Genomic DNA, 25,909 nt, shown 5'->3' with positions numbered 1-25,909 from the left:
AGCAAAGCCGGCGCGAGCCGGCCCCGACCACCATGAAGAAGATTATGAAAGAAACGAACGGCAGAAAAGCACAAACGAAGAGCGCGCTCGATGAACTGATCCAGCAAGGCGCGCGGCAGATCATCGAGCAGGCAGTCGAAGCGGAACTGGCGAGCATGCTTGAACAGTACAGCAACGTGAGGTCGATCGACGGTCGGCGTGCCGTGGTGCGCAACGGCTACCTACCAGAGCGCGAAGTCGTCACGGCCATCGGTCCGGTGCCGGTTCGGGTACCGAAGGTGCGTGATCGCTCGGGTTCGGGCATCCGCTTCAATTCGGCGGTCGTGCCGCCGTACGTTCGCAAATCCGCACGCGTGTCGGCCGCACTACCGTGGCTGTACCTGCGAGGCATCTCGACGGGCGACATGAGCGAAGCCATGGGCATCATGCTGGGCGGCCAGGTCAGCGGCCTGTCGCCAAATGTGGTGAGTCGTCTGAAGGCGCAATGGGCCGATGAGCATGCTCAGTGGAATCAGCGTGAGTTGTCGTTGGCGCGCTGGGTGTACTGGTGGGCTGACGGCATTCACACCGGCGTGCGCAGCGACGATTCCGACGGCCAGTGCCTGTTGGTGATCATTGGTGTCAAACCGGACGGAACGAAAGAGCGTGTGGCGATCAGTGACGGGTATCGGGAATCGAAGGCGTCGTGGGCCGAACTGCTGCTCGATCTGAAAAAGCGCGGTCTGCAGTCAGGGCCGCTGCTGGCTTGCGGAGATGGTGCGATGGGATTCTGGGCAGCGATGGAAGAAGTGTTCCCGCAGACCAAGCATCAGCGCTGCTGGTTCCACAAGATGGGCAACGTGCTCAACGCGCTGCCGAAATCGCAGCAGGCCCGCGCCAAAAAGGCGATGCAGGACATTTGGATGGCCGCCACGCGTGCCGAAGCGCTGGTTGCCTTCAATCACTTCGTTGATACCCACTCGGCAAAGTATCCGAAGGTGGTCGAAAAGCTGACGCAAGATCGCGACGAGCTGCTGGCATTTTACGATTTCCCGGCCGAACACTGGCAGCATCTGCGCACGACGAATCCGATTGAATCGACCTTCGCGACGGTGCGTCACCGCACCAAGCGCACGCGCAACTGCGTCTCGCGCGCGACGTTCCTCGGCCTGGCATTCAAGCTGATCGAGTCGGCCGAAGACTCGTGGCGGCGCATCCGCGCCCCCGAAAAGATCGCGACGATGCTTGACGGGATGACGTTCAAGGATGGAGAGCCGGTGACCGACAGCACACCGGCTCAGCAGCCCCTGGCCGCCTAATCTTGCTCACGCCCCGTACACCAGATTTGACTTTAACTCCGAGCATACGTCGAGCGCCGAACCAAAGAAGGTATGTCGAACAAGGAAATTCACCGCTGTCTGAAGCGCTATATCGTCAGAGAATTGTACCCACTCATTCTTGCCGATCTAGCCGATTCAGCGAGTGCTTCTTGACATAGGAGCGTCAACTCGCCAATGGAGCGTTTGTTCCGGAGTTTGAAAACGGAATGGGTGCCTAACACAGGATATATGACGGCACCGCAAGCTCACCGGGACATTGGAGTTGACCCTGTAAAACCGGACACACCATCACACTAAGGTTGCTGAATCCATCGAGCGCCGGAACTCGCGAGGCGAGCGGTATTTCAGCGCGCTATGGGGGTGCTTCTCGTTGTAATGCTCAAATGCAATGGCCAGATTGTGAGCAGCGGTTGCAGCATCCGGCTTCGGCATGAAGGCGACGTAGTCGCGCTTCATCGTTTTCACGAAGCTCTCGGCCATGCCGTTACTTTGCGGACTGCACACGGGCGTGGTCAATGGCTTTAGTCCGATGTTCATCGCAAACCGGCGCGTATCGTCAGCCGTATAGCCCGAACCATTGTCGCTCAGCCACTCGATTTCGGACGGCGTATGCACCTCGTTGCCGAACCGATTTTCCACTGCGGCCAGCATCACGTCGCGCACAATGTCGCCGCTGTGGCCTGCTGTCGTCGCCGCCCAGCTCATCGCTTCTCGGTCGCAGCAATCCAGCGCAAACGTCACACGCAGCGGCTCGCCGTTGTCGCAGCGGAACTCGAAGCCGTCCGAGCACCATCGCTGATTGCTGCGCGCGACGGCCACTTTGCCATCATGTCGACGGTGGGCTCGCGGCGCAATCGGTCGGCGCTGCGTCAGCAGCCCATGCGTTCGCATGATGCGATAAATGCGCTTGGCATTGAACGGCGCCAGTCCAACTGCAACGCGCTCGTTGCGCAACGTGCCCCAAACCCGCCGGTAGCCATAGCTGGGCAAATCGCCGACGACACGGCGGATTTCCTCGACTACAGTTTCGTCGTCGGTCGGCCTTGATTGCCGGCCATCGCGCCACGTCGCCGGACGCGACAGTCGTGCCGATACGTTCGAGCGCGACACGCCGAGAACTTCACAGACCAGTTTCACTGGCCGTCCTCCGGCAGCAAGGGCGAGTGCGCTATCCATTTTTTTGCTCGGCTGTATTCAACTGCTTCCCGGAGAATCTCGTTCTCCATTGTTTTTTTGCCGAGCATCCGTTGCAGCTCGCGAATCTGCTTGAGCGCATCAGCCAACTCCGATGCCGGAACCACTTCTTCGCCAGCCTTGACCGCTGACAGGCTACCGTCCTGGTACAGCTTGCGCCAGTGGAATAGCTGGTTCGGGTTCACGCCGTAATGGCGCGCGACCATTGAAACCGATTTTCCCGGTTCGAAACTCTCGCGAACCATCGACAGTTTCTGCTCCGCCGTCCAGCGACGCCGGCGCTCTGGGCCCGTCAACACTTCCATCACTTCCTGCTTGGTGTTAGTCAAAAACACAGTCTTATGCCTACCCGTTATTGTAAGTGGGTCGCTGTGTCCGGTGTTTCATGGGGCCGCTCCAGACATCAGTCATTACCTGATGCAGCGGTACAACTGGATACGACCGCATCAGTTCAATGGCGGGATAGCTCCTGCCGTAGCAGAAGAAAAACTTAACGCAGTGTCCGGGATGGGTTGACCACTACACTTTTGACGTGCCGCCCCCCCAAAAAAGACTTGAGGACATGGGCGAGAAGTTCACGAGCGGGTCACCGCTCGTGGCGTAGCGCCCAGCGCCGCAACGGGGCCCGCCCGACATCTGCAATATGTCGACGTACGCACACAGCCAGAAGCGGGAGGCTTTTGCCGTGCAGCATGCCCAGCCTCGACACCACAGGCTACGGTTACACGCCGACCAATCACCTAAGAATTTCGATAACCACAACCAATCGAAATTAGCAATTTGTAGGAAACATCACATCTCATAGCCAAACAGCCGGAGATGTCGTAGTTTTTCCCTGGCAGTCTTCGACAACATTCGGTCTGATTGTGGACCACTCATCGCGTGGAGGGCTCATCGTCGTGAAGTCAGAAAGCTCAATTATCAGCCTCATACAGAGCTTCCCCGTATCTGCAAGTCTCAAAGATGCAAGCACAGGGAGATACATCGTCAACAATGCTCACAACTCCCGCCAGTTCGGCGTTGAGAACCCCCGCGAAATCGAAGGACTCACGGTAAACGATCTTAGTTTTCGGCAGGCGGGATGGGGTAAGCAGTATGCGAAATCAATAGAGGAGCACGATTTTTTGGTGCTTGAGCAGCGATCGAGTGTTATTCGCAGAAATAAGTTTCTCGACGATTCCGGCGATGCTCAAATCGAGGAAATGACAAAGTTTCCGATCCTCGGAGCCCGAGGGAACATTCTTTGTGTGGCGACCTATCGACATGACATTACCCGGACGCTGCCGCCATTCAACATCTACCACCTTCACAGAAATTTCTACGCTGCTAACGAGGCAATCGACCGAACAATGGCCCTCATTGGAGTCAAGGAATACTTCATCTCACGCCCAACAGAAGCGCAGTTTCGAGTCTTCCTCCTCAAAGCCGAGCGACTTTCGAACAAGGAAATATCAAGAACTCTGGGTGTTTCAGATAGAACCGTCGAGTGTCACTGTGTCGCAGTTCGCAATAAGTTAATAGGCGATCTTTTTTATACAGCACTATCTGCTGCAAAAGGCGGAGAAGGGTATGACTTGAGTTGAACTCGATACTGAGAGTAGCGTTCACGGCCAATCTGGTCGAATGGTACGAGTTCTCGTTGACGTCGTTTATGGGGTAATGCCCCCTGAAATCCACCGCTAGGAGAAGTAGAATTTTCTCGTTAAGAGGGAGTTCTGCAGATGAAGAAGTCGAGATTCACGGACAGCCAGATACTGGAGGCGCTCAAGCGCGCGGAGGCTGGGCTGGCGGTGCCGGAGCTGTGCCGAGAACTGGGCATCAGTTCGGCAACGTTTTATAAGTGGCGCTCGAAGTACGGCGGCATGGACGCGTCGATGATGTCGCGCATGAAGGAGCTGGAGGCGGAGAATACCCGGCTTCGCAAGATGTACATCGAGGAGAAGCTCAAGGCTGAGATTGCCTCGGAGGCCCTGCAAAAAAAGTTCTGAAGCCATCTCGTCGGCGCGAGATGGCAAAGCAAGTTGTGCAACAGCGGCGCGTGTCAATTCGTGTGGCGTGCGCGGTGCTCGGCATCAGCGAGTCGTGCTACCGGTACGCGGCGAAGTTGAACACGGAGAACGAAGAGATTGCCGACTGGCTACTGCGTATTACGGGCTGCCATCGCAACTGGGGTTTTCTGCTGTGCTACTTCTACCTGCGTAATGTGAAGGGATTCGGCTGGAACCACAAGCGCATTTACCGGATTTACCGGGAGCTGGAGCTGAACCTGCGCATCAAGCCGAAAAAGCGGCTGGTGCGCGAAACGCCGCAGCCGCTATCGGTACCGGAGGCCATCAATGAAGTGTGGTCGATGGACTTCATGCATGACCAACTGGTTGACGGGCGCAGTATCCGGACGCTGAACGTGATTGATGATTTCAACCGCGAGGCGCTGGGCATCGAGGTGGATTTCTCGTTGCCATCCGAGCGGGTGATTCGCACGCTGAAGCAGCATATGGAATGGCGAGGCAAGCCGAAGGTCATCCGGTGCGACAACGGCCCGGAATATTTGAGTGCGGCCATCGTGACATGGACGCAGAAGCAAGGCATCCGGCTGGAATACATCGAGCCGGGCAAGCCGCAGCAGAATGCGTATATCGAACGGTTCAACCGGACTGCGCGATACGAATGGCTGTCGCAGTACCTGTGGGAGGACCTGGAGCAGGTTCGCGAAGCGGCGGCCGACTGGATGTGGATTTACAATCACGAGCGCCCGAATATGGCATTGGGCGGTTTTACCCCGAAGCAGCGGCTTGCCATGGTCGCTTAGTTTCTACTTCTGCTGACCGTGGAAAACGGGGGCATTACCATGGCACTGGATATTGGTCGCCTGTTCTTCCCGTCAACGAGCGATAAATCCGCGCTCATGTTGAGCTTCGCTGTGTTCGCTATCAGCTACCTCGCACGCCCCATCGGCAGCATCTTCATCGGGTATTTCAGCGAAACACGTGGAGCGGGATCCGCGCTGAAGCTGAGCATGGTCGGCATGGCCGGACCCGCTTCGGTAATAGCACTTCTTCCAACCTATGAAACAGCCGGATACGTGGCGACGGTAGCGCTTCTCGGATTGAAGTTGGTTCAGGGATTTTGTGCAGGTGGCCAACTGCCCCTTACCGGTTACTTTGTTTCTTTGAATTCATCAGGGAAGAATAGGGGGCTCTACTGTGCCATTTCTGCTGCGAGCGGCTTCTTGGGCATGTTATTGGCCTCTGAGACAATCTTGACCGTCCAACTGATAGCGTCGACGCTATCGAATCAGCATGGGATCATCCCCGCCAAATACGTCCCTGATCCGTGGCGATGGCCGTTTATCATCTGCATACCACTTTCGATACTGGTCTACAAAGCGCGCACATCGGTAGACGGCAGCCGGGAGCTTTGCGAAGACGGTTCCCCTCGGCATCGTCCCGCTATGCCCCTGCTACAAGCATTTTTCCTGGTGGCGTTCATGGAAATTGTGATCTATTCGGTACTCGTTTGGATGCCCGCTTACCTGCACACGTACCTTGGCGTATCACGAACTGATGCTGGCGCAACCCACTCGATAACGCTGCTGATTTTCTCGCTGTCTATGGTCGGGATCGGGTATTTCTCCCGTTTCGTTGCCCCTTCGACTCTTGTCTTCATCGGCACCGCATTGATTTCAGTATCCTGTGTTCCATTGTTCTTCGCCTTGCAAAACGCAGCATTTTTCACGCTCATGGCGGTGCAAGCCGTCTTTGGGGTCTTGGCCAGCTGCGTCGTGGGCGTGATTTTTGTTGTGCTACCCGAACTGTTCAGAAAGAACTGGGGAAGTTTCGGCATGGTGGTCACGTACTCAGTCGCCACCGCAGTTTTTGGGGGAACGGCGCCGATAGTATGTGCATATCTTATCGACGCAAGCCATTTGCTGACAGCGCCAGCGATCTACATTCTGATAACAGGAGTGCTAGCAACGCCCGTTGCCTTTCGCCTCATGCAACAAGACAAAGCACACTTACCACTTCGAGCGGTAAGCTGAAGAGCACCTATCCGAGACGTCCAATGACACCACCAAACAGCTTGCCATCTACGTATCTCATTACGCCCGAGCCGCCAGACGGGAAACCGTTGAATAGCTTTATCGCGGACTTGGACCATTCACTCTTGGCAGGCATCCGATTAGTGGGTAATGCCCCCGTTTTCCACGGTCAGCAGAAGTAGAAACTAAGCGACCATGGCAAGCCGCTGCTTCGGGGTAAAACCGCCCAATGCCATATTCGGGCGCTCGTGATTGTAAATCCACATCCAGTCGGCCGCCGCTTCGCGAACCTGCTCCAGGTCCTCCCACAGGTACTGCGACAGCCATTCGTATCGCGCAGTCCGGTTGAACCGTTCGATATACGCATTCTGCTGCGGCTTGCCCGGCTCGATGTATTCCAGCCGGATGCCTTGCTTCTGCGTCCATGTCACGATGGCCGCACTCAAATATTCCGGGCCGTTGTCGCACCGGATGACCTTCGGCTTGCCTCGCCATTCCATATGCTGCTTCAGCGTGCGAATCACCCGCTCGGATGGCAACGAGAAATCCACCTCGATGCCCAGCGCCTCGCGGTTGAAATCATCAATCACGTTCAGCGTCCGGATACTGCGCCCGTCAACCAGTTGGTCATGCATGAAGTCCATCGACCACACTTCATTGATGGCCTCCGGTACCGATAGCGGCTGCGGCGTTTCGCGCACCAGCCGCTTTTTCGGCTTGATGCGCAGGTTCAGCTCCAGCTCCCGGTAAATTCGGTAAATGCGCTTGTGGTTCCAGCCGAATCCCTTCACATTACGCAGGTAGAAGTAGCACAGCAGAAAACCCCAGTTGCGATGGCAGCCCGTAATACGCAGTAGCCAGTCGGCAATCTCTTCGTTCTCCGTGTTCAACTTCGCCGCGTACCGGTAGCACGACTCGCTGATGCCGAGCACCGCGCACGCCACACGAATTGACACGCGCCGCTGTTGCACAACTTGCTTTGCCATCTCGCGCCGACGAGATGGCTTCAGAACTTTTTTTGCAGGGCCTCCGAGGCAATCTCAGCCTTGAGCTTCTCCTCGATGTACATCTTGCGAAGCCGGGTATTCTCCGCCTCCAGCTCCTTCATGCGCGACATCATCGACGCGTCCATGCCGCCGTACTTCGAGCGCCACTTATAAAACGTTGCCGAACTGATGCCCAGTTCTCGGCACAGCTCCGGCACCGCCAGCCCAGCCTCCGCGCGCTTGAGCGCCTCCAGTATCTGGCTGTCCGTGAATCTCGACTTCTTCATCTGCAGAACTCCCTCTTAACGAGAAAATTCTACTTCTCCTAGCGGTGGATTTCAGGGGGCATTACCAGTGCAGTTGCGAGCCAAGAGCGTGACAGATTCGCAGTACGTTTGGCTGTCCGAACAAGCCCTGGAGTGCTGCCGACGTCATGGCGCACGCCTCCTCCTCAACGCGCCGCCCAGCTTGGCATTGGCCTTAAAAGTCGACGGAGTGCATCTGACCGTAAGCACTCGATGTGTACCGTAGATCGGGTTGTTGACGCGCCGGTAAATGGCGGTTAGCGAATGGGCTCGATCTTGGCGGTGTCAGGCAGTTGCTGCGCCACATTCCATGGCAGCAACTCGTCGATCCGATTGGCCGGATGATCGGCAATGCGCTCGAGCACGTGGGCGAGGTAGGCTTCCGGGTTGATGCCGTTCAAGCGTGCCGTACCGATGAGGCTGTACATCGCCGCAGCACGCTCACCGCCCGAATCAGCGCCAGCAAACAGATAATTGCGGCGGCCAATCGCCACGCCGCGCAGCGCACGCTCGGCAATCAGATTGTCGATCTCCGCTTGCCCGTCCTCGCAGTAATAGGCGAGTGCAGGCCAGCGGTTCAGAGAATACTGAATCGCTTTGGTCGTGTCGGATTTGGCCGAGAGCATGGGCAATACCGACTCGTACCATTGTCGCAGTGCCTCGAGTCGCGGTACCGCCCGAGTTTGGCGCACCTGCCGTCGTTCATCAGGCGGCTTACCCCGGATTTCGGCTTCTATGCGATATAGCTCGCCGATGCGGTGCAGCGCTTCTTCTGTAATGGCGCTGGGGCGTACCGCATGCAGGTCGTAGATCTTGCGTCGCGCGTGCGCCATGCACGCCGCTTCGCGGATGCTGCCGTCCTCAAAGAGCGGCGCGTAACCGGCAAACGCATCGGCTTGCAGCACCCCGCTAAAGCTTGCCAGATGTCGCTGTGGGTGCTCACCACGCCGATCCGACGTGTAGGCAAACCACACCGCGGGCGCCTCATCCGAGCCGCACGGCCGGTCGTCACGCACGTACACCCAGAGCCGTCCGGTCTTTGTGCTGCCTCGCCCGGGCTCTAACACCGGTAATGGTGTGTCATCGCCGTGGACCTTGGTGCCGCCCAGCGCGTAGGCTCGCACGGCGTCTACCAGTGGATCGAGCAACCAGCAAACACGCCCCAGCCAATGCCCCATCTGCCCGGCCTCGAGTTCCACGCCGTCACGGGCATAGATTGCCTGCTGGCGGTACAGCGGTTGGTGGTCGAGGAATTTGCTGGTGATAATGTGTGCGAGCAGATTGGGGCCGGCCACGCCACGCTCAATCGGGCGACTCGGTGCCGGCTGCTGCACAATCGTGTCGCAGCACGCACAAGCGAGCTTGGGGCGGCGGTGGCGAATCACACGGAAGTGCGCTCGCACGTATTCGAGCTGCTCCGAGACGTCTTCGCCCAGCGGCTTGAGGTTACCACCGCAGGCCGGGCAATCGTCTGCCTCGGGTAGGTAGACGCGCACTTCGCGCTCGAGGTGCTCCGGCAGCGCCTGGCGCTCGACTCGGACTTTTGCCTGGGACTTGATCGGCGTGGCCGCCTCGGTGGCACCTTCGTCGGCCTGCAGATCTTCCAGGCGCAGCTCAAGCTGTTCGATCTGACGCGCCAGTTTCTCCGACTTTCGTCCAAACTGCATACGCTTGAGTTTGTCGATGAGCAGCTTCAAATGCGCAATCTCTTGCTCGCGCGATGTGAGGCGCGTCTGCAGCTCGGCGAGCTGTGTTTCGCGTTCGTGCAAAACCTGCTGGCTAGCCAACACCAACGCCTTGAGGGCATCGATGTCGTCAGGCAGATTGGCGCGGGAGAAGCTCATGACGTAAGCCTATCGCCCAGAGCACCCGTTGCCTATCGGATATCTCCTAAAAAATACGTTATCTCGCACTGCGTGGGCGAGCCGCGTCGATGGGCTCGCGCCAATCGAACCCTTCAAGCAAGAGTGAGAGCTGCGCAGTGGTGAGTGCCACGACACCACCATCGGCCCGTGGCCACGCGAATCGCCCCTTCTCCAGCCGCTTGGCCAGCAGGCACAGCCCGCCATCGCTCCAGTACAGGGCCTTGAGCAGATCACCGCGCCGGCCACGAAACAGAAAGATGTGCCCCGAGAACGGGTCCTTTTGCAGCACCAACTCGACCTTGGCTGCCAGGCTATTAAAGCCGCAGCGCATATCCGTGACGCCAGCGGCAATCCACACCCGCGTGTTCGAGGGCAACCCGATCATGTGCGTAGCTCCGAGATCAACTCGCGCAGTAACTCCAAACTCAGCGGACCATCGAAGCGCATTGTGCCGCCACGCATCACCAACTCGATCTTCCCCTCGTGCCGCAATGAACATCGTGAGGTCGGGACTGCTTGGTCTGCCGACGGCGTGGGGATACCAACGAGAGCCTTCGTGATCGTCACGGGAACAAACTCGGTCACCGAAGCCGCAGAACTCTGGCGAGTAACAAGCTCAGGCGTGACATCACCGTAAGCGCCAGCCAGATAATGCCAGCGCCATTTGAATAACAAGTTGGCGTTGATGCCTGCCTTGCGCGCCGTCAAAGCAACCGACGCACCTGGCCTTAACGTTGCCTCAACCGTTGCGCGCTTGAACTCCATTGAGAAATTCGCTCGTCGGTAAGGTACCGCTTCCACAGCCACACTCAAAACCTTGTCCACTTTTGCGCCCACCATTTCATTTGGTGGACGCAAAAGTACCCACAGACTCGCCTCCCATCAAGACGGTACTCCTCGAGCCTTTACATCTGACCAGTAGTCAGCTGATGACCTACAGCAGCCGACCTATGCCGCCAGGATTTCTGGTGTCCGTTGCCTGCCATGACGCCCGTCAAATAATCCATGCGGAGCAAATTGGGGCAGATTTGATTACCCTCTCGCCTGTTCTCCCGACACAGACCCACACCAGTGCGGAACCGCTTGGCTGGGCTAAGTTTCGAGAGCTTGTGGCGCTAACGTCAATACCAGTCTATGCGTTGGGGGGAATGTCTGTACAGACCTTGCCCACATCGATCGACGCAGGCGCCCGCGGCATTGCCGCCATTCGCGGCTTGTGGAAGGGCGTCGTCGAAAGATCGTAGCTAGCGCTCCAGCATAAAAAGCGGGCCTGCCTATGAATGCATCGGGGCGGTCAGCCGTCGCAGCGCAAAAGCGCTTTTTCTGATTTACCGATTCCTGTTCAACAACCTACGTGCTGTACGTTCGTTGCATTTTTGTACTCGCCACCACGAGAACAGAAGGTCCCACAGTCCAAGTGAACCCCCGGCGGACTTCGTTGGTCTTTCGTCGCCAGAGGGCGGGCGCGGGGAAGGGACTAAGGAGATTCCCCGAGGCTCGCAATAGCGCTCTCCCTGCGTCATAAGCCAACGCGCACTTTCGTGCGGCAGCATTCGTGTTTCACGCCGCCCGTTTGCAGACTGGTACGAGGCCGAAGGTAAGCCGGACCATGAACGCCGCTGGACGGCCAAGAAGTAGGCGAAACGGCACGAATTATGGTTGGGGGCACGAAGCTCGTTACGTCAACGAACCCCTATGAATAGTAAACAAACAAAGGGCCTCCCAACTGGGAAGCCCTTTGTTTGTTCTTGGCGGAGAGAGGGGGATTCGAACCCCCGATAGGCTATTAACCTATACACGCTTTCCAGGCGTGCGACTTAAACCGCTCATCCATCTCTCCTGAATGGTCGCGCATTATAGCAGGTCGGCGACAACATCTCACCCTCTTTCGTGAAATGCCGCGTCAAATTCCTTTGAACGCCCGTCGTTACGGGCGTCGGAGATGGTCTACGAGATGGCGGTCGCGCTCGCTCGGGCGGCTGCCCAGCAGGCTGAATGCTATCGCTACCGCGAAACCTACCGGCACCCCGAACGCGCCCGCCGAGATCGGGTCCACGCCCCACCATCGGGCGCCCGCGAAGCCCGTCAGGCGGGTGAAGAACGGGTACGTCGTCATGATGTAGTACACGCACACCAGCAATCCACTGACCATCCCCGCCGTCGCGCCCAGACGTGTCGTCCGCTTCCAGAACACCCCCAACACCAATGCCGGGAACAAACACGACGCCGCCAACGAAAACGCCGCCCCCACCAAAAACAAAATGTTCCCCAGCTTCAACGACGTCACATACGACGCAAACATCGCGACGCACAACAGCAATATCTTCGACGTCGTCACCCGCTTCTGACTCGACGCATTCCGATCCACCATATGGAAGTACACGTCGTGCGACAACGCATTCGCAATCGTCAGCAACAACCCATCCGCCGTCGACAACACCGCCGCCAACGCCCCCGCCGCCACCAACCCCGATATCACATAAGGCAACCCCGCAATCTCCGGTCCCGCCAGCACCAGCATGTCCGGCTGCATCCAGATCTCGCCCCACTGCACGACCCCGTCACGATAGACGTCCGAGATATCCAGTTGCACCGGCGTCGCATGACGCCATTGCGTCACCCATCCCGGCAAATTGTCATAGCGCGCGCCGACCAGATGCAGCAGCACGTCGTACTTGAGCATCACCGCCAACGCCGGCGCACTCACATACAACAAGGCGACGAAGAACAACGTCCAGCCCACCGAACTTCGCGCCCCCTGCACCGTCGCGGTCGTGCCGTAGCGCGTCAGGATGTGCGGCAAGCTCGCCGTCCCGATCATCAGACACACCATCAACAGCAAGAAATTCAGACGCTGCGAGTTGCGCGTCGTGTCGTCGCGCGCCGGAAACGGCTCCGTCATCGCACGTGGCGGCTCGCTACGCTCAATGTACTGGTTGCGCATCTCCAACCACTGGTTCTGCGCCTCGCCCACGTCCCGTGGAAACGCCTCCAGCTTCGCTTCGAGCACCTTCACATCCCGCAGCGGACCGTTGCGACGCTTCGTGTCCAGCAACTGCCGCTCCAACTCCGCCCGCTCGCTGAAGAACGTATCCGGCAACCCGTCCAGCCGACGCTGCATCTGCTCCGCCTGCTCCCGGTAGTAGTCGCGCACTTCACGCTCCGGCACAGAATCGCGCAGCTCCTTTTTCAGCACCTCGACCTTCGCCAGCGCCTCGCCGTAGCTGAACTGAGGAAACCAGCCGTTGCCCGTCTGATGGCCGATCATCGCCGTCGGCACCAGGAACGCAGTGATCATGATGATGTACTGCGCCACCTGCGTCCAAGTCACTGCACGCATGCCGCCCAGGAACGAGCAGACGAGAATGCCCGCCAGTCCGAAGAAGATGCCGATCGTGAACTCGACGCCGATGAAGCGCGACGCGATCAGCCCCACCCCCTGAATCTGCGCGACGAGATACACGAACGAACACAAGATCGTCGAGAAGACGCCCAACGCACGCACGAGGTTGCTGTCGTATCGCGTGCCAAGGAAGTCCGGCACCGTGTAGCGCCCCATCTTGCGCAAGTACGGCGCGAGCAGGAACGCCACCAGACAGTACCCGCCCGTCCATCCCATGACGTACGCAAGGCCGTCATATCCGGAGACGTAAAGCGAGCCCGCCAGACCCATGAACGACGCGGCGCTCATCCAGTCCGCCGCACACGCCATGCCGTTGAACATCGGCGGCACGCGACGTCCGGCGACGTAATACTCGGCAGCGTCGGACGTGCGGGAGATAAGACCGATCACCGCATACACGGCAATCGTCACGAAAAGGAAGGCGTAGCCGATCCACACGCCCGGGCCGTTGACGCGCTCGAGCAAGCCGATCATCAGCACGAACGCGAGGAATCCCGCCGTGTAATACAGGTAGTAGCGCAGCAGCCTGCGCGTGAAACTCATCGGTAGGTTTGCGCCGAGGCGGCGCGGGAGGAAGCACTGCCGAGATGACCCGCACTACGTGGCGTGCCAGGCGCTAACGCGCTCCCCGGCGTGTCGCCCGGAAGACCGAGACTGGTACGACGTGCGTCGCGAAGTGCCTGCAACGCCCTGCGATAGCGTGAATCGTTAAGACGCTGCACGAACGCGTAAATGACGATCAAACCGATGTCGATCAGGATCGCACCCTGCGCCGCCATATAGAACGGTAACGGCCACCCGGCGAATCGCATAGACGCCCATTCGCGCGCCCAGAACTGCGGCACGAACGTCACAACGAAACCGATTGCCATGAGCATGGCAACAAGCCCCAAGGTACGGCGCCAGTGCTGCGCGGCGATCTCGGCCGCTTCGCCATGCCAATCGATGTCGGCAGGCACACCGTCGGGGGCGATGCCACCAGTCATTGGGTCGGTCGACATGGCATAAGGTCCATCAGAAGAAGCAACTGCAGTCGTGGCAGCAATATCGGCAGACGCACTCGATCGATCGGCAAACGCAACGTCCGCGCATAGCGCGCCACGCAAGACGAGGCATGCTTCGGTAGCACCATCGGTGAAGCCGGATGAGATGGCCGACGAGCGCTCAGGCGGAACACCCTGTGCCGTCGCGTCACTCGCCCCGGAGAACGAAACACGCCGTCAGACGCAGTGTCCGACGGCGTGCCGCGCACATTGACCGTACCCGGCGCCACCGGATGACCCGGCGCACCGAACGGCGAACGCCTCGTCATTGAAGGCCGCGAACCGAATCGAACCCGCGCTTACTGCGCTTGCTTCAATTGATCCAGAATGGCCGGGTTTTCGAGCGTCGACGTGTCCTGCGTGATCTCTTCACCCTTCGCAATCACACGCAGCAAACGACGCATGATCTTGCCCGAGCGCGTCTTGGGCAGGTTGTCGCCAAAACGGATGTCCTTCGGCTTGGCGATCGGACCGATCTCCTTGCCCACCCAGTTACGCAGCTCCAACGCCAGTTGCTTCGCTTCGTCACCCGTCGGACGCGAACGCTTTAGCACCACGAACGCGACAATCGCCTCGCCCGTCGTATCGTCCGGACGCCCCACCACCGCCGCCTCGGCCACGATCGGGTTCGCCACCAGCGCCGACTCGATTTCCATCGTGCCCATGCGGTGACCCGAGACGTTCAGCACGTCGTCGATACGGCCCATGATCGTGAAGTAGCCGGTCTTCGCGTCGCGAATCGAACCGTCACCCGCCAGATAGATCTTGCCGCCCAGCTCTTGCGGGAAGTAGCTCGACTTGTAACGCTCCGGGTCGCCCCAGATCGTACGAATCATCGACGGCCACGGACGCTTGATCACCAGCATCCCACCCTGACCGTTCGGCACGTCCTGACCGGTTTCGTCGACGATAGCCACCGCAACGCCCGGCAGCCCCAGCGTGCACGACCCCGGCACCAGCGGCGTTGCACCCGGCAGCGGCGTGATCACATGGCCGCCCGTCTCCGTCTGCCACCACGTGTCGACGATGGGGCAACGGCCGTTGCCGACGTTCTCGTAGTACCACATCCACGCTTCCGGATTGATCGGCTCGCCGACCGACCCGAGAATGCGCAGCGACGACAGGTCGTACTTCTTCGGATGCACTTCCGGCGTCTGCTCCGCCGCCTTGATCAGCGAACGGATCGCCGTCGGCGCGGTGTAGAACACCGTCACCTTGTGGCTGTCGATCATTTCCCAGAAACGACCCGCATTCGGATACGTCGGCACGCCCTCGAACACGACCTGCGTCGCGCCCACTGCCAGCGGGCCGTACGCGATGTACGTGTGACCGGTGATCCAACCGATGTCGGCCGTGCACCAGAAGACGTCGTCCGGCTTGATGTCGAACGTCCACTGCATCGTGAGCGACGCCCACAGCAAATAGCCGCCGGTGCTGTGCTGAACGCCCTTCGGCTTGCCCGTCGAGCCCGACGTGTAGAGGATGAACAGCGGATGCTCGGCGCTCACCCACTCCGGCTCGCACTGGTCCGACTGCGTGGCGACGAGGTCTTGCAGCACTTCGTCACGACCGGCTTGCATCGCCACGTTGCCGCCGGTGCGACGGTAGACAATGACCGACTTCACATGATCGCAACCACCCATCGCGAGCGCTTCGTCGACGATGGCCTTCAGGGGCAGCGCCTTGCCGCCGCGCATCTGCTCGTCGGCGGTGACGATGGCGACCGCGCCTGCGTCGATCACGCGCTCGTTGAGGGATTTGGCCGAGAAGCCGCCGAACACGACCGAGTGGGTAGCACCAATGCGGGCACACGCCTGCATCGCGACCACGCCTTCAATCGACATCGGCATGTAAATGACCACGCGGTCACCCTTTTTCACGCCCTTCGCCTTGAGCGCGTTCGCGAAGCGGTTCACGCGCGCGAGCAGGTCGCGATAGGTGACAGGCGTCACCGTGCCGTCGTCGGCTTCGAAAAGGATGGCGGGTTTGTCGCCCAGGCCCGCTTCGATCTGGCGGTCCAGGCAGTTGTAGGAAGCGTTGATCTGACCGTCTTCGAACCACGTATAGAACGGAGCGTTGGTCTCGTCGAGGACTTTGGTGAACGGCTTGTGCCAGGCCAGATTCTCGCGCGCCTGACGCGCCCAGAACCCCTCGTAATCTTTCTCGGCCTCGGCGCACAGCGCCTCATAGGCTGGCATGCCGGAAACGTTCGCTTTGGCGACCAGCGCCTGCGGCGGCGCGAAAACGCGCTGCTCCTGCAATACCGATTCAATTGCTGCCATGAGTTGTCCCCTCTTATGGATATGCAAATACGATTGCTATCAAGCCAAAACACATCGCTAACGTCACCTAACGTCACATTAAGACGAGCGACTTACTAACGCCTTACACTGGTGCATTCGGCTCCCGTGCCTTACGTGCGGGACTCACGCAGAACGCGTTGTCGCATTGCAGCAAAGTGTGGCGTAATCGCTACAATCCTACGCTTATCACCCTCGTCCCGCCACCCCGGAATCGTCCGGAGCGCCCGTGAATCCGACATCTACGCCTCAAACGCCCACTCAGAACCCTGCGGCCAAGCACGCTGCACCGACCGGCACCGGCCGCCTGTTTGCCCGCTTTCCGAGTTTTGCGCTGGCGCTGGCGATGACGTTCGTCGGCACCAATGTCGGGATCGGCAAGACGATGGTCGCCGTCATGCCCGTGGCCGCCTTTGCGCTCTGGCGCTTCGTGATCGCGATCATTGCGCTTGCGCCGCGCTACCGGCCATCCAACATGCGGCGCGTCACCCGCAGCCAGTGGGGCCACCTTTTCGTGCAGACGTTCTTCGGCACGTTCCTCTTCACGTTACTCATGCTCTACGGCGTGCGCATGACGACGGCCACAGCCGCCGGCGTCATCACCGCGACGCTGCCCGCCTGCGTCGCGCTGCTGTCCTGGGCCGTGCTGCGCGAGCACCCGTCGCGACGCACGCTCGTCAGCATCGCCCTGGCAATTGCCGGGGTGGCGCTGCTCAACGCCTCGCGAGGCGATGCCCACGGTGCGGGCACATCCGATGCCGCCAGCGGCGCATGGCTGGGTAACGCGCTGGTGCTGGGGGCCGTGGTCTGCGAGGCGATTTACGTGATCGTCTCGAAACGTCTCGCGGCCGAACTCTCGGCCATCGATATCTGCGCCTATACGCATCTGATCGGCGGCGTGCTGATGCTGCCGCTGGGCATCGTCGGGCTGATGGCGGTGGATTATTCGGCCCTCACACTCGGCCACTGGGCGCTCATCGTCTGGTACGGACTCGCCGCGAGCGTCTTTTCGTTCTTCCTGTGGATGCGCGGAATTCGTCACGTCAGCGCGCAACTTGCGGGGGTCTTCACGGCAATGGTGCCGGTCGCGGCCACGGCCTATGGCGTGATATTTCTGGGCGAGCGACTGTCCGTCGCCCAAGGCAGTGCGCTGGCGCTGACGGTCGCAGGAATCGTGCTCGCGGCGCTGCCGTCCGCCGGATCGAGAAAGAGGCTATTGCCAGCCCGGGACTGAATCGGACCCGGCGCCCTCGCCAAGACGTTGTAAAATGCCGCCCATGACGGATGGTGCGCCGCGCTATCCGTGCCAGTGCATTTTGCTTGCGATTTGCTTAACCGATAACTACGGCCTGCGTCACGAGGCGCAGGTCTACACCCCGTCAAAACTGCCATGTCGACTCCCGGTCGCCCGTCCGATGCGCCGCCGCGCACGATTCGTCCGATGCGTCCCCTGCCCCGCGTCATCTTCTTCAGCCGCTGGCTGCAACTGCCGCTGTACCTCGGGCTGATCGCCGCGCAAGGCGTCTACGTCTACAAGTTCCTCGTCGAGCTGTTCCATCTCGTGACGCACGCCGCGACCTTCGACGAAACGCAGATCATGCTCGTCGTGCTCGGTCTGATCGACGTGGTCATGATCTCGAACCTGCTCATCATGGTGATCATCGGCGGCTATGAGACCTTCGTCTCGCGCCTCGGTGTGGAAGGCCACCCCGACGAGCCCGAATGGCTCGATCACGTGAATGCCGGTGTCCTCAAGGTGAAGTTGTCGATGGCGCTCATCAGCATCTCATCGATTCATCTGCTCAAGACGTTCATCGACGCCTCTGCGCAAACGCCGCACACCATCATGTGGCAAGTGATCATTCACTGTGCTTTCCTGCTTTCCGCCGTTGTCATGGCCTACGTCAACAAGATGACGAACGACAGCCATGCGCCCGCGTATGCGAGCGCGCAGCATTGAACAGAATTCAGCCGTAGCAAGTCAGTACAAAAAACCAGTCCCCACTAAGTCGAGAGCCGTTTCATGTCTACCGTCATTAAAGAAGACGACGTCATTCAGAGCGTCGCCGGTGCCCTGCAGTACATCAGCTACTACCATCCGGACGATTACATCCAGGCACTGGGTCGCGCCTACGAGGCCGAAGAAAGCCCGGCCGCCAAGGACGCCATCGCGCAGATCCTGACCAACAGCCGCATGTGCGCCGAAGGCCGCCGTCCGCTGTGTCAGGACACCGGCATCGTGACCGTGTTCGTGAAGGTCGGCATGAACGTGCGCTGGGACGCCAAGCGCAGCCTCACCGACATGATCAACGAAGGCGTGCGTCAGGCTTACATGCATCCGGACAATGTGCTGCGCGCCTCGATCGTCGCGCCGCCGGAAGCCGGTCGCAAGAACACGAAGGACAACACGCCCGCCGTCATCCACTACGAAATCGTGGAAGGCGACAAGGTCGACATCACGGTCGCGGCCAAGGGCGGCGGCTCGGAGAACAAGTCGAAGTTCGTGATGCTCAACCCGTCCGACTCGATCGTCGACTGGGTCGTGAAGACGGTCCCGACGATGGGTGCCGGCTGGTGCCCGCCGGGCATGCTCGGCATCGGTATCGGCGGCACGGCCGAGAAGGCCATGGTCCTCGCGAAGGAATCGCTGATGGACCCGATCGATATCCATGACGTGATCAAGCGCGGCCCGCAGAACTGGAACGAAGAGCTGCGTATCGAGCTGTTCGAGAAGGTCAACGCACTGGGCATCGGCGCACAGGGCCTCGGCGGCCTGGCCACCGTGCTCGACGTCAAGATCCTGGACTACCCGACGCACGCCGCGTCCAAACCGGTCGCCATGATCCCGAACTGCGCAGCAACGCGTCACGCGCACTTCACGCTGGACGGCTCGGGCCCGTCGTTCCTCGCCGCGCCGTCGCTCGACGCCTGGCCGAACGTGCACTGGGCGCCGAACACGGAAACGAGCAAGCGCGTCGATCTGGACACGCTTACGCCGGAAGAAATCACGAGCTGGAAGCCGGGTCAGACCCTGCTGCTCTCGGGCAAGATGCTCACGGGCCGTGACGCTGCGCACAAGCGCATCGCTGACATGGTCGCCCGTGGCGAGCCGCTGCCGGTGGACTTCAAGGGCCGTGCGATTTATTACGTCGGCCCGGTCGATCCGGTGCGCGACGAAGTCGTCGGCCCGGCAGGCCCGACCACGTCGACCCGCATGGACAAGTTCTCCGATCTGATGCTCGGCAAGCTCGGTCTGTCGGTGATGATCGGCAAGTCCGAACGCGGCCCGGCCGCGATTGAAGCCATCAAGAAGCAAAAGGCCGCCTATCTGATGGCCGTCGGGGGTGCCGCCTACCTCGTGTCGAAGGCGATTCGCGGCGCACGCGTGCTGGCCTTCGAAGACCTCGGCATGGAAGCCATCTACGAATTCGACGTCAAGGACATGCCGGTGACGGTGGCCGTCGATTCGACCGGTGTCTCCGTGCACCAGACCGGCCCGAAGGAATGGCAAGCCAAGATCGGCAAGATTCCGGTCGCAACCGAGTAAGCCTGACTGAATCCGACGTCACGTCGGTCAGTTGAGAAAGCCCGGATTCGTCCGGGCTTTTTTTCGACTTCCGTCTGATGGTCGACTGCGGTTGCGTTGGTGAAAAATGTCACGGAAGCGAGCGAGAATAACTCGCATTACCATTCACGAAAAGCCTTGTGGGGCTTGGCTTTCCGCGCTTTTCAGGCTACTCTTCAACCGCTCGCAAATTGCTTAAGACAGGGATCCAAAATGAAAGGCGACAAGAAAGTCCTCGAACTCCTCAACGCCCAGCTCACGAACGAGCTGACGGCGATCAACCAGTACTTTCTGCACGCCCGCATGTACAACCATTGGGGCCTGACCAAGCTGGGCAAGCACGAGTACGACGAATCCATCGGCGAAATGAAGCACGCCGACAAGCTGATCGAACGCATCTTCATGCTCGACGGTCTGCCGAACCTGCAAGATCTGCACAAGCTGCTCATCGGTGAGAACACCGAAGAAATTCTGCAGTGCGATCTGAAACTCGAATACCTCTCGCAAAAGACCTGCAAGGAAGGCGTCGCTCACTGCGAAAGCGTGAAGGACTTCGTCTCGCGCGAAATCTTCAACGAGATCCTGCACGACACCGAAGAACACATCGATTGGCTGGAAACGCAGATCGATCTCATCGGCAAGGTCGGCATTCAGAATTACCAGCAGTCGGGCATGGCGTCGTTCGAAGAATAAGCCCGACACCCCGCAAAACCCAGATAATAAACGCGCTCCAAGGCACTGTAGGCCCCCTATCCTCCGATATCGGGTCGCAGGCTTTGCGCTAGAATTTCGGGGCCGACAACTCGTCGGCCCTTTTTCATTTGCCATGCCCTCCAACGCGCCGATTGGCGTCTTCGATTCCGGCCTCGGTGGCCTCTCGGTCGTTCGGGCCGTTCGCGCTCTGCTTCCGCACGAGTCGCTCATCTACGTCGCCGACTCCCGCTACGCGCCGTACGGGGAACGCCCAGACGCCTTCATCCAGCATCGCAGTCTCGCCATCGCCCGATGGCTGCGCGAGCGCGGTGCCAAGGCATTCGTCGTGGCCTGCAATACGGCGACGGCGCATGGCGTAGCGGCGCTGCGAGCCGATGACGCCTGGCCGGTCGTCGGCGTCGAACCCGGGATCAAACCTGCTGCAGCCACGTCGCGCAGCGGCGTGATCGGCGTGCTGGCCACGGCCGCAACGCTGCGCAGTGCGCGCTTTGCGAATTTGCTCGCACGTCATACCGCGCAAGGACAGCGCTTTCTGTGTCAGCCCGGGCATGGGCTGGTCGAACGCATCGAGGCCGGGGATGTCGATTCGCCTGCGGTGATGGCGCTGCTCGACAAGTACATCGCGCCCATGATTGCCGAAGGGGCCGATACGCTCGTGCTCGGCTGTACGCATTACCCCTTCCTGATTCCCGCCATCCAACGACATTTCGGTACTGCGCTCATGTTGATCGATACGGGTGCCGCCATCGCCCGCCAGCTTCAACGCCGTCTTGAAGAGGCCGATCTGGCCGCGCCCGCAATAGCGGGAAACGCGGGAAGCGCGGGTACTAATGGCAGTATCCAGTTGTTCACCACCGCCAACGCCGTGGCACTGCAAACCATGGCGGATCGTCTGATGCCCGAAGCGCCTGCCACCCCCGGTTCGACGGCTGCAACCGACGTGTCGCACATTTGCGCCACATCCGACGCCGTTTCCAGCCACCCCGCCGCACCCCGCGTAGCCACTGTCGAGATCGCCGAAACCGCGCCGCAAGCCGCAGCCGGTCTGGCTTTGCCGTAAGACCTTCTCATCATTCCCGCTTGACATCCTGTCCGTATATCCCTGAGGGGTATGTGGGATAGGTCCATGGTGCTTGCAAAAGGCGCCAACTTAAATAATAATTATTCTCATTAGTGTTACATTTTGACGTTTTCATCATGATCGTCTGCGTCTGTAAATCCGTTTCCGACCGTCAGATCAAGGCTTGCCTCGACGCCGGGGCCACCACCATGGAAGATCTTCAGATCGACCTTGGCGTTGCATTGTGCTGCGGCAAGTGCGGTCCGTATGTCCAGGAAATGGTGACCGGTGCCACGCCGTGCTGTGGTCGCTCGTGCGGTGGCTGCTGCCAGTCCGCGCATGCCGAGACGACGGAAGTCGAAGTCGTGATGGTGCGTCAGGAACTCGCACTGGCCGCTTAAGCGCCGTGCACGGGTCTTCGCACCCGCGTAATCCGCCTGCGTGACCGTCAGCGGCTGAGGTCACGGGGCAACGGAGCCAGCCAGGCGTCTTGAGGCGTCACGCGCCAGCCAGCGACTTGTCACCCTGGAGGTGTCGGATGGAACTCCTGATTGGCTTTGTTTCGACGCTATGTTTATCGTTTTTCCTGTTTCGAAGGTGAGTTGCAGCACGGTTTCCAACTCACTGCGTTCGCCGACCGCGCCCCCTGGCGCGGTTTTCCTTTGATCGTACGTCCGGCCATTCCCGAACCCGAGGCTTCGCATACTGCGCTTCACTCAACGTTCATCGCCGCAATTTAGCGTACCCTAGCCGTTATCATGTCGACCGCCGTGCCCCCCGCCGTGACCTCATCCGGCCTTGCGCTCCAGCAATTCCGCGATCCATTGACGTCGCCGCGTACCCTTGCCATCGCAGCAGCGATCGTTGTCGTCCACATTGCCGCCCTGATCGGTTTGTCGCACCTGCGCAACGATCCGGAAAAGGCGACGATCGAGCCGACGACGTTTACCGCCACGATTGTTCCGCTGACGCCAGCCCCGACCCCGCCGCAACCCGCGCCGCCCAAACTGCAGCCGGAACCGCCCAAGCCGAAGATCGCGCCGCCACCGCCCAAGCCACGCGAGCAGCCCAAGAACGCGATCACGCAAAAGGCCGAACCGGTCGCACCGCCGCAACAAGCGCCGGTCGAGCCGGTGCAAAGCGCAGTGCCCACGCCGCCGGCGCCGCCCGCACCGGCCCCCGCGCCCGCGCCGTCTGGCCCGATCGAAGGTCTCGCCGTGAAGTGCGACGAGCCTCGCGTGGTCTACCCGACGCAATCGCGTCGCGTCGGCGAAGAAGGCACCGTCACGTTGCGGCTCGTGATCGACACCCGTGGGGTGGTCTCGAGCGCCAATGTCGTCAAGTCGAGCGGCTTCCCCCGTCTCGATCAGGCCGCCCGCACCGCTGCACTGGCGATGCGTTGTGCGCCTCCGATGCAAAACGGCCGTGCGGTGGAAGCCGCCGCGACCAAACCGTTCAATTTCAATCTGAACGACTGACGAACGCTAAAGACGCTTAACGAACGACAAACGAACAATTACCGAATTGGATCTCTCGAGGAACGCAAAATGCAAGAGTATGGTTTGAGCCACGTCTGGTCGCAGGGCGATTTCGTCACCCGCGCCATCGCGATCGTGTTGCTGGTGATGTCGGTGCTGTCGTGGACGGTCATCATCATCAAGGGCACGCAAGTCTTCCGCCTGAGCCGCCTCACGCGCACCGCCGAGCCCGACTTCTGGCATTCGGAGAACTTCTCCGCCGGTCTGCAGAAGCTGGGCGAGTCGGGTCAGAACAACCCGTTCCTCGCGCTGGCGCTCGCCGGTCAGGACGCCGCCGAACATCACCGTCAGAGCCAGCCGCATCTGCACGACAAGATGGACGTGAGCGACTGGATCACGCGTGCACTGAAGAATTCGGTGGACGATACGGTGTCGCGCCTGCAAAGCGGTCTGGCGATGCTGGCCTCGATCGGCTCGACCTCGCCGTTCGTCGGGCTGTTCGGCACGGTGTGGGGCATCTACCACGCCCTGCTGGCCATCGGCGCCTCGGGTCAGACGACCATCGACAAGGTCGCCGGTCCCGTGGGCGAAGCCCTGATCATGACGGCGTTCGGTCTGTTCGTCGCCATTCCGGCCGTGCTCGGCTTCAACGCCCTGACGCGCGCCAACAAGGGTATCGTCTCGAAGCTCAACCGCTTTGCACACAGCCTGCACGGTTACTTCCTGACGGGCGCCAGCGTGCATTCGACGCAGTTCACCAGCAACGTCACGCCGGTGCGCAAGTCGACGTCGGCCAGCGCCAGCTAAGCCGCCGCGCAAGACAAGGAGTTCGCTATGGCTATGGGTTCATACAGCAGCGACGACGGTGCCGACGACGCGATGATGAGCGAAATCAACATGACGCCGCTCGTCGACGTCATGCTGGTACTGCTGATCATCTTCATCGTGACGCTGCCGGTGCTCAATCACGCGGTCAAACTCGACCTGCCGCAGGCGAGCAGCCAGCCGGAAGACACGAAGCCTGCCAAGATCGACCTGTCGATCCAGGCAGACGGCAGTATCTTCTGGGACAAGCAGCAGATCGACGACGACACGCTCAAGGCGCGTCTGGCGCAGGCCGCCGAAGTGCAGCCGCAACCGGAACTGCACCTGTTCGCCGACAAGAGCGTGCGTTACGAAAGCGTCGCCAAGGTACTTTCCGAAGCACAGACGGCCGGTGTGACCAAACTCGGTTTCGTGACCGAGCCGGCCAAGTAAGTCGGCACATCCACAAATCGCAGAAGCGAAAAGCGCGGTGCCGGTCTCCGCGCTTTTTTTCGTCTGTACGGTTCGAAATCGACAGGATTTCGTGGACATTCCGCGAATTGTTCCAATCGGGTAACAATCCTTCCTGTGTTACGGGCTACTCCCGGTGCCATACGTCCGCATATAGTTTGGACATGACAACGGATGTCGGCGACACCCGAAGCGGCTGTGAGGCACGCTTGGCTCGCACATCCCCAACAGGAGAACGCCCCATGAGCACCCCCTACACCCGCCCGGTTGCCCGCGTGTTTACCGCAGCGCAAACGCAAGAGGGCGCTGGTTTTCACGTCAACCGCCCGTTCCCGACGCGCATGATGATGGACTTCGATCCGTTCCTGCTGCTCGACGAAATGGGCCCGATGCAAGTGGCCCCCGGCGATGCCAAGGGCGCACCCGATCACCCGCATCGCGGCTTCGAAACCGTCACCTACCTGCTCGCTGGCGAGATGGAGCATCGTGACTCGCAGGGGCACGCAGGCAAGCTCACGCCGGGCGACGTGCAATGGATGACGGCCGGTGCCGGGGTGATTCACTCGGAAGAACCGTCGCACGCGTTCCAGCAACGCGGCGGCGAGATGCACGGCTTCCAGCTGTGGGTGAATCTGCCGAGCACCGACAAGATGATGACGCCGCGCTATCAGGAGCTGCCCGCCGCCGGGATTCCTACGGCGACGAGCGACGACGGCAAGGTCCGCGTGCGCGTGATTGCCGGTGAAGCGCTGGGCACCCGCGCCGCCATCGAAACGCGTACGCCGATTCTGTACCAGCACTTCACGCTGCAACCACAGGCACTGCTCGATCATCCCGTGCCGTCGGATTTCAACGTGTTCGCCTACGTCGTCGACGGCGAAGGGCATTTCGGTGCAGAGTCGACGCCAGCCAAAGCGCATCAGATGGTCGTGTTCGGCACGGACGGCGAAAGTGTGACGGCGCGTAACGATGGTGACAAGCCGCTGTCGTTCCTGCTGATCGGCGGCAAGCCACTGGGCGAGCCGGTGGCGCGCTACGGCCCGTTCGTCATGAACACGGAAGGTGAGATCCGCCAGGCGATTCTGGACTTTCAGGCAGGACGGATGGGGCACATCCCGGCGTCCGTGTCGCGCACCTGACGGGAAACCGCGCCCGCCCGTTCACGAAGTGACATTCATATCGCGAGTGGGTGGGCGGGTGAGGCTTCGTCATACGCCAACGGTCCAGCGAAATTGGGTCACAATGACACTCGGAGTACGCAGCAAGCGCTGAGTGTGTTGTGGCCCGATGCTTTTGATCCCGCCGGTCCCAGGATCGGCCGATCATCGTGACAGGCCGTTTTCATCGAAGTGAATCAGGACCA

24 protein-coding genes, 1 tRNA gene and 2 pseudogenes are annotated in these 25,909 nt (G+C 60.2%); 18 read left to right on the top strand and 9 right to left on the bottom strand.

Annotation, left to right across the window (positions count from 1 at the left end; translation table 11 throughout):
* The first annotated feature begins 32 nt into the window (after window positions 1–32).
* A complete protein-coding gene (locus tag MB84_RS04805; RefSeq protein ID WP_046290953.1) occupies window positions 33–1,298 on the top strand; it encodes an IS256 family transposase in 1,266 nt (421 codons plus the stop codon).
* A gap of 39 nt (window positions 1,299–1,337) precedes the next feature.
* Window positions 1,338–1,472 (top strand): annotated as a pseudogene (locus tag MB84_RS31675) (IS110 family RNA-guided transposase); the annotation flags it as partial.
* A gap of 135 nt (window positions 1,473–1,607) precedes the next feature.
* On the opposite strand, the gene MB84_RS04800 reads toward MB84_RS31675, so the two are convergent.
* Window positions 1,608–2,818, bottom strand: a protein-coding gene (locus MB84_RS04800; RefSeq protein ID WP_157122856.1) for an IS3 family transposase whose coding sequence is annotated in 2 segments (ribosomal slippage) — window positions 1,608–2,503 and window positions 2,503–2,818 — 1,212 coding nt in all. Because the reading frame shifts where the segments join, the coding sequence is not laid out codon by codon here.
* 85 nt (window positions 2,819–2,903) lie between these two features.
* Here MB84_RS04800 and MB84_RS31670 point away from each other — a divergent pair.
* From MB84_RS31670 to MB84_RS04775, 4 genes and pseudogenes are all read left to right on the top strand, one after another.
* Window positions 2,904–3,029, top strand: a pseudogene (locus tag MB84_RS31670) (IS3 family transposase); the annotation flags it as partial.
* A gap of 383 nt (window positions 3,030–3,412) precedes the next feature.
* A complete protein-coding gene (locus tag MB84_RS04790) occupies window positions 3,413–4,096 on the top strand; it encodes a LuxR C-terminal-related transcriptional regulator (protein ID WP_046293417.1) in 684 nt (227 codons plus the stop codon).
* 138 nt (window positions 4,097–4,234) lie between these two features.
* Window positions 4,235–5,322, top strand: a protein-coding gene (locus tag MB84_RS04780; RefSeq protein WP_157122635.1) for an IS3 family transposase whose coding sequence is annotated in 2 segments (ribosomal slippage) — window positions 4,235–4,484 and window positions 4,484–5,322 — 1,089 coding nt in all. Because the reading frame shifts where the segments join, the coding sequence is not laid out codon by codon here.
* Window positions 5,323–5,361: 39 nt separating this feature from the next.
* Window positions 5,362–6,552 (top strand): MFS transporter, encoded by a 1,191-nt coding sequence (locus MB84_RS04775; protein WP_084009605.1) that lies wholly within the window; start codon window positions 5,362–5,364, stop codon window positions 6,550–6,552.
* Window positions 6,553–6,737: 185 nt separating this feature from the next.
* Here the strand turns inward: MB84_RS04775 and MB84_RS04770 are convergent.
* Window positions 6,738–7,825, bottom strand: a protein-coding gene (locus MB84_RS04770; protein ID WP_157122635.1) for an IS3 family transposase whose coding sequence is annotated in 2 segments (ribosomal slippage) — window positions 6,738–7,576 and window positions 7,576–7,825 — 1,089 coding nt in all. Because the reading frame shifts where the segments join, the coding sequence is not laid out codon by codon here.
* A 67-nt stretch (window positions 7,826–7,892) separates the two neighbouring features.
* On the opposite strand from MB84_RS04770, the gene MB84_RS28785 reads away from it, so the two are divergent.
* Complete coding sequence (locus MB84_RS28785) at window positions 7,893–8,069, top strand: thiamine phosphate synthase (RefSeq protein ID WP_084009604.1); 177 nt, start codon at window positions 7,893–7,895, stop codon at window positions 8,067–8,069.
* 31 nt (window positions 8,070–8,100) lie between these two features.
* Here MB84_RS28785 and tnpC read toward each other — a convergent pair whose 3' ends face one another.
* The 3 genes from tnpC to tnpA are packed head-to-tail and all read right to left on the bottom strand — an operon-like array spanning window position 8,101 to window position 10,548.
* Entirely contained in the window at window positions 8,101–9,687 is a 1,587-nt protein-coding gene (gene tnpC, locus MB84_RS04760) for an IS66 family transposase (protein ID WP_046289884.1), read from the bottom strand.
* A 58-nt stretch (window positions 9,688–9,745) separates the two neighbouring features.
* Entirely contained in the window at window positions 9,746–10,093 is a 348-nt protein-coding gene (tnpB, locus tag MB84_RS04755; RefSeq protein ID WP_046289885.1) for an IS66 family insertion sequence element accessory protein TnpB, read from the bottom strand.
* Window positions 10,090–10,548: an IS66-like element accessory protein TnpA gene (gene tnpA / locus MB84_RS04750; RefSeq protein WP_052652954.1), complete on the bottom strand. Its 459-nt coding sequence runs from the start codon at window positions 10,546–10,548 to the stop codon at window positions 10,090–10,092. The genes tnpB and tnpA overlap by 4 nt, the downstream gene beginning before the upstream one ends.
* Before the next feature lie 89 nt (window positions 10,549–10,637).
* Between tnpA and MB84_RS28780 the strand changes: the two genes are divergently transcribed.
* Window positions 10,638–10,952 carry a thiamine phosphate synthase gene (locus MB84_RS28780; RefSeq protein ID WP_084009998.1) on the top strand — a complete coding sequence of 105 codons (315 nt, stop codon included), beginning with the start codon at window positions 10,638–10,640 and terminating at the stop codon, window positions 10,950–10,952.
* Between the two features lie 505 nt (window positions 10,953–11,457).
* Here the strand turns inward: MB84_RS28780 and MB84_RS04745 are convergent.
* The 4 genes from MB84_RS04745 to acs all read right to left on the bottom strand — a co-directional run bounded on the left by MB84_RS04745 (window position 11,458) and on the right by acs (window position 16,436).
* Window positions 11,458–11,548: transfer RNA gene (locus tag MB84_RS04745), tRNA-Ser, on the bottom strand.
* An 87-nt stretch (window positions 11,549–11,635) separates the two neighbouring features.
* The gene (locus tag MB84_RS04740) at window positions 11,636–13,654 is read right to left on the bottom strand and encodes a sodium:solute symporter family protein (RefSeq protein WP_046290951.1); all 2,019 of its coding nucleotides are present in this window, start codon (window positions 13,652–13,654) and stop codon (window positions 11,636–11,638) included.
* Window positions 13,651–14,112 carry a DUF4212 domain-containing protein gene (locus MB84_RS04735; RefSeq protein ID WP_065225753.1) on the bottom strand — a complete coding sequence of 154 codons (462 nt, stop codon included), beginning with the start codon at window positions 14,110–14,112 and terminating at the stop codon, window positions 13,651–13,653. The genes MB84_RS04740 and MB84_RS04735 overlap by 4 nt, the downstream gene beginning before the upstream one ends.
* 341 nt (window positions 14,113–14,453) lie before the next feature.
* Window positions 14,454–16,436: an acetate--CoA ligase gene (gene acs / locus MB84_RS04730; protein WP_046290950.1), complete on the bottom strand. Its 1,983-nt coding sequence runs from the start codon at window positions 16,434–16,436 to the stop codon at window positions 14,454–14,456.
* A gap of 364 nt (window positions 16,437–16,800) precedes the next feature.
* On the opposite strand from acs, the gene MB84_RS04725 reads away from it, so the two are divergent.
* The 10 genes from MB84_RS04725 (at window position 16,801) to MB84_RS04680 (ending at window position 25,685) form a co-directional block, all read left to right on the top strand.
* A complete protein-coding gene (locus MB84_RS04725; protein WP_046293414.1) occupies window positions 16,801–17,688 on the top strand; it encodes a DMT family transporter in 888 nt (295 codons plus the stop codon).
* Between the two features lie 156 nt (window positions 17,689–17,844).
* Window positions 17,845–18,414, top strand: coding sequence for a TIGR00645 family protein (locus tag MB84_RS04720; protein ID WP_046290949.1), 570 nt, complete (start codon window positions 17,845–17,847; stop codon window positions 18,412–18,414).
* A 63-nt stretch (window positions 18,415–18,477) separates the two neighbouring features.
* On the top strand, window positions 18,478–20,001 hold the full coding sequence (locus MB84_RS04715) for a fumarate hydratase (protein WP_046290948.1): 1,524 nt from the start codon (window positions 18,478–18,480) through the stop codon (window positions 19,999–20,001).
* Between the two features lie 231 nt (window positions 20,002–20,232).
* The gene (gene bfr, locus MB84_RS04710; protein WP_039396360.1) at window positions 20,233–20,712 is read left to right on the top strand and encodes a bacterioferritin; all 480 of its coding nucleotides are present in this window, start codon (window positions 20,233–20,235) and stop codon (window positions 20,710–20,712) included.
* Between the two features lie 133 nt (window positions 20,713–20,845).
* Complete coding sequence (gene murI, locus MB84_RS04705; RefSeq protein WP_084009603.1) at window positions 20,846–21,793, top strand: glutamate racemase; 948 nt, start codon at window positions 20,846–20,848, stop codon at window positions 21,791–21,793.
* 137 nt (window positions 21,794–21,930) lie between these two features.
* Window positions 21,931–22,194 carry a (2Fe-2S)-binding protein gene (locus MB84_RS04700; RefSeq protein WP_046290947.1) on the top strand — a complete coding sequence of 88 codons (264 nt, stop codon included), beginning with the start codon at window positions 21,931–21,933 and terminating at the stop codon, window positions 22,192–22,194.
* A gap of 357 nt (window positions 22,195–22,551) precedes the next feature.
* Window positions 22,552–23,271, top strand: a complete 720-nt coding sequence (locus tag MB84_RS04695) for an energy transducer TonB (RefSeq protein WP_052652950.1) — start codon at window positions 22,552–22,554, stop codon at window positions 23,269–23,271.
* 69 nt (window positions 23,272–23,340) lie between these two features.
* The gene (locus MB84_RS04690) at window positions 23,341–24,078 is read left to right on the top strand and encodes a MotA/TolQ/ExbB proton channel family protein (protein WP_046290946.1); all 738 of its coding nucleotides are present in this window, start codon (window positions 23,341–23,343) and stop codon (window positions 24,076–24,078) included.
* A 27-nt stretch (window positions 24,079–24,105) separates the two neighbouring features.
* Entirely contained in the window at window positions 24,106–24,528 is a 423-nt protein-coding gene (locus tag MB84_RS04685) for an ExbD/TolR family protein (RefSeq protein ID WP_046290945.1), read from the top strand.
* A 260-nt stretch (window positions 24,529–24,788) separates the two neighbouring features.
* A complete protein-coding gene (locus MB84_RS04680) occupies window positions 24,789–25,685 on the top strand; it encodes a pirin family protein (RefSeq protein ID WP_046290944.1) in 897 nt (298 codons plus the stop codon).
* The last annotated feature ends 224 nt before the right edge of the window (window positions 25,686–25,909 follow it).

Source organism: Pandoraea oxalativorans, assembly GCF_000972785.3.
In the GTDB taxonomy this organism is placed as follows: Bacteria; Pseudomonadota; Gammaproteobacteria; order Burkholderiales; family Burkholderiaceae; genus Pandoraea; species Pandoraea oxalativorans.
This window is presented reverse-complemented; position numbering and strand designations above follow the sequence as displayed.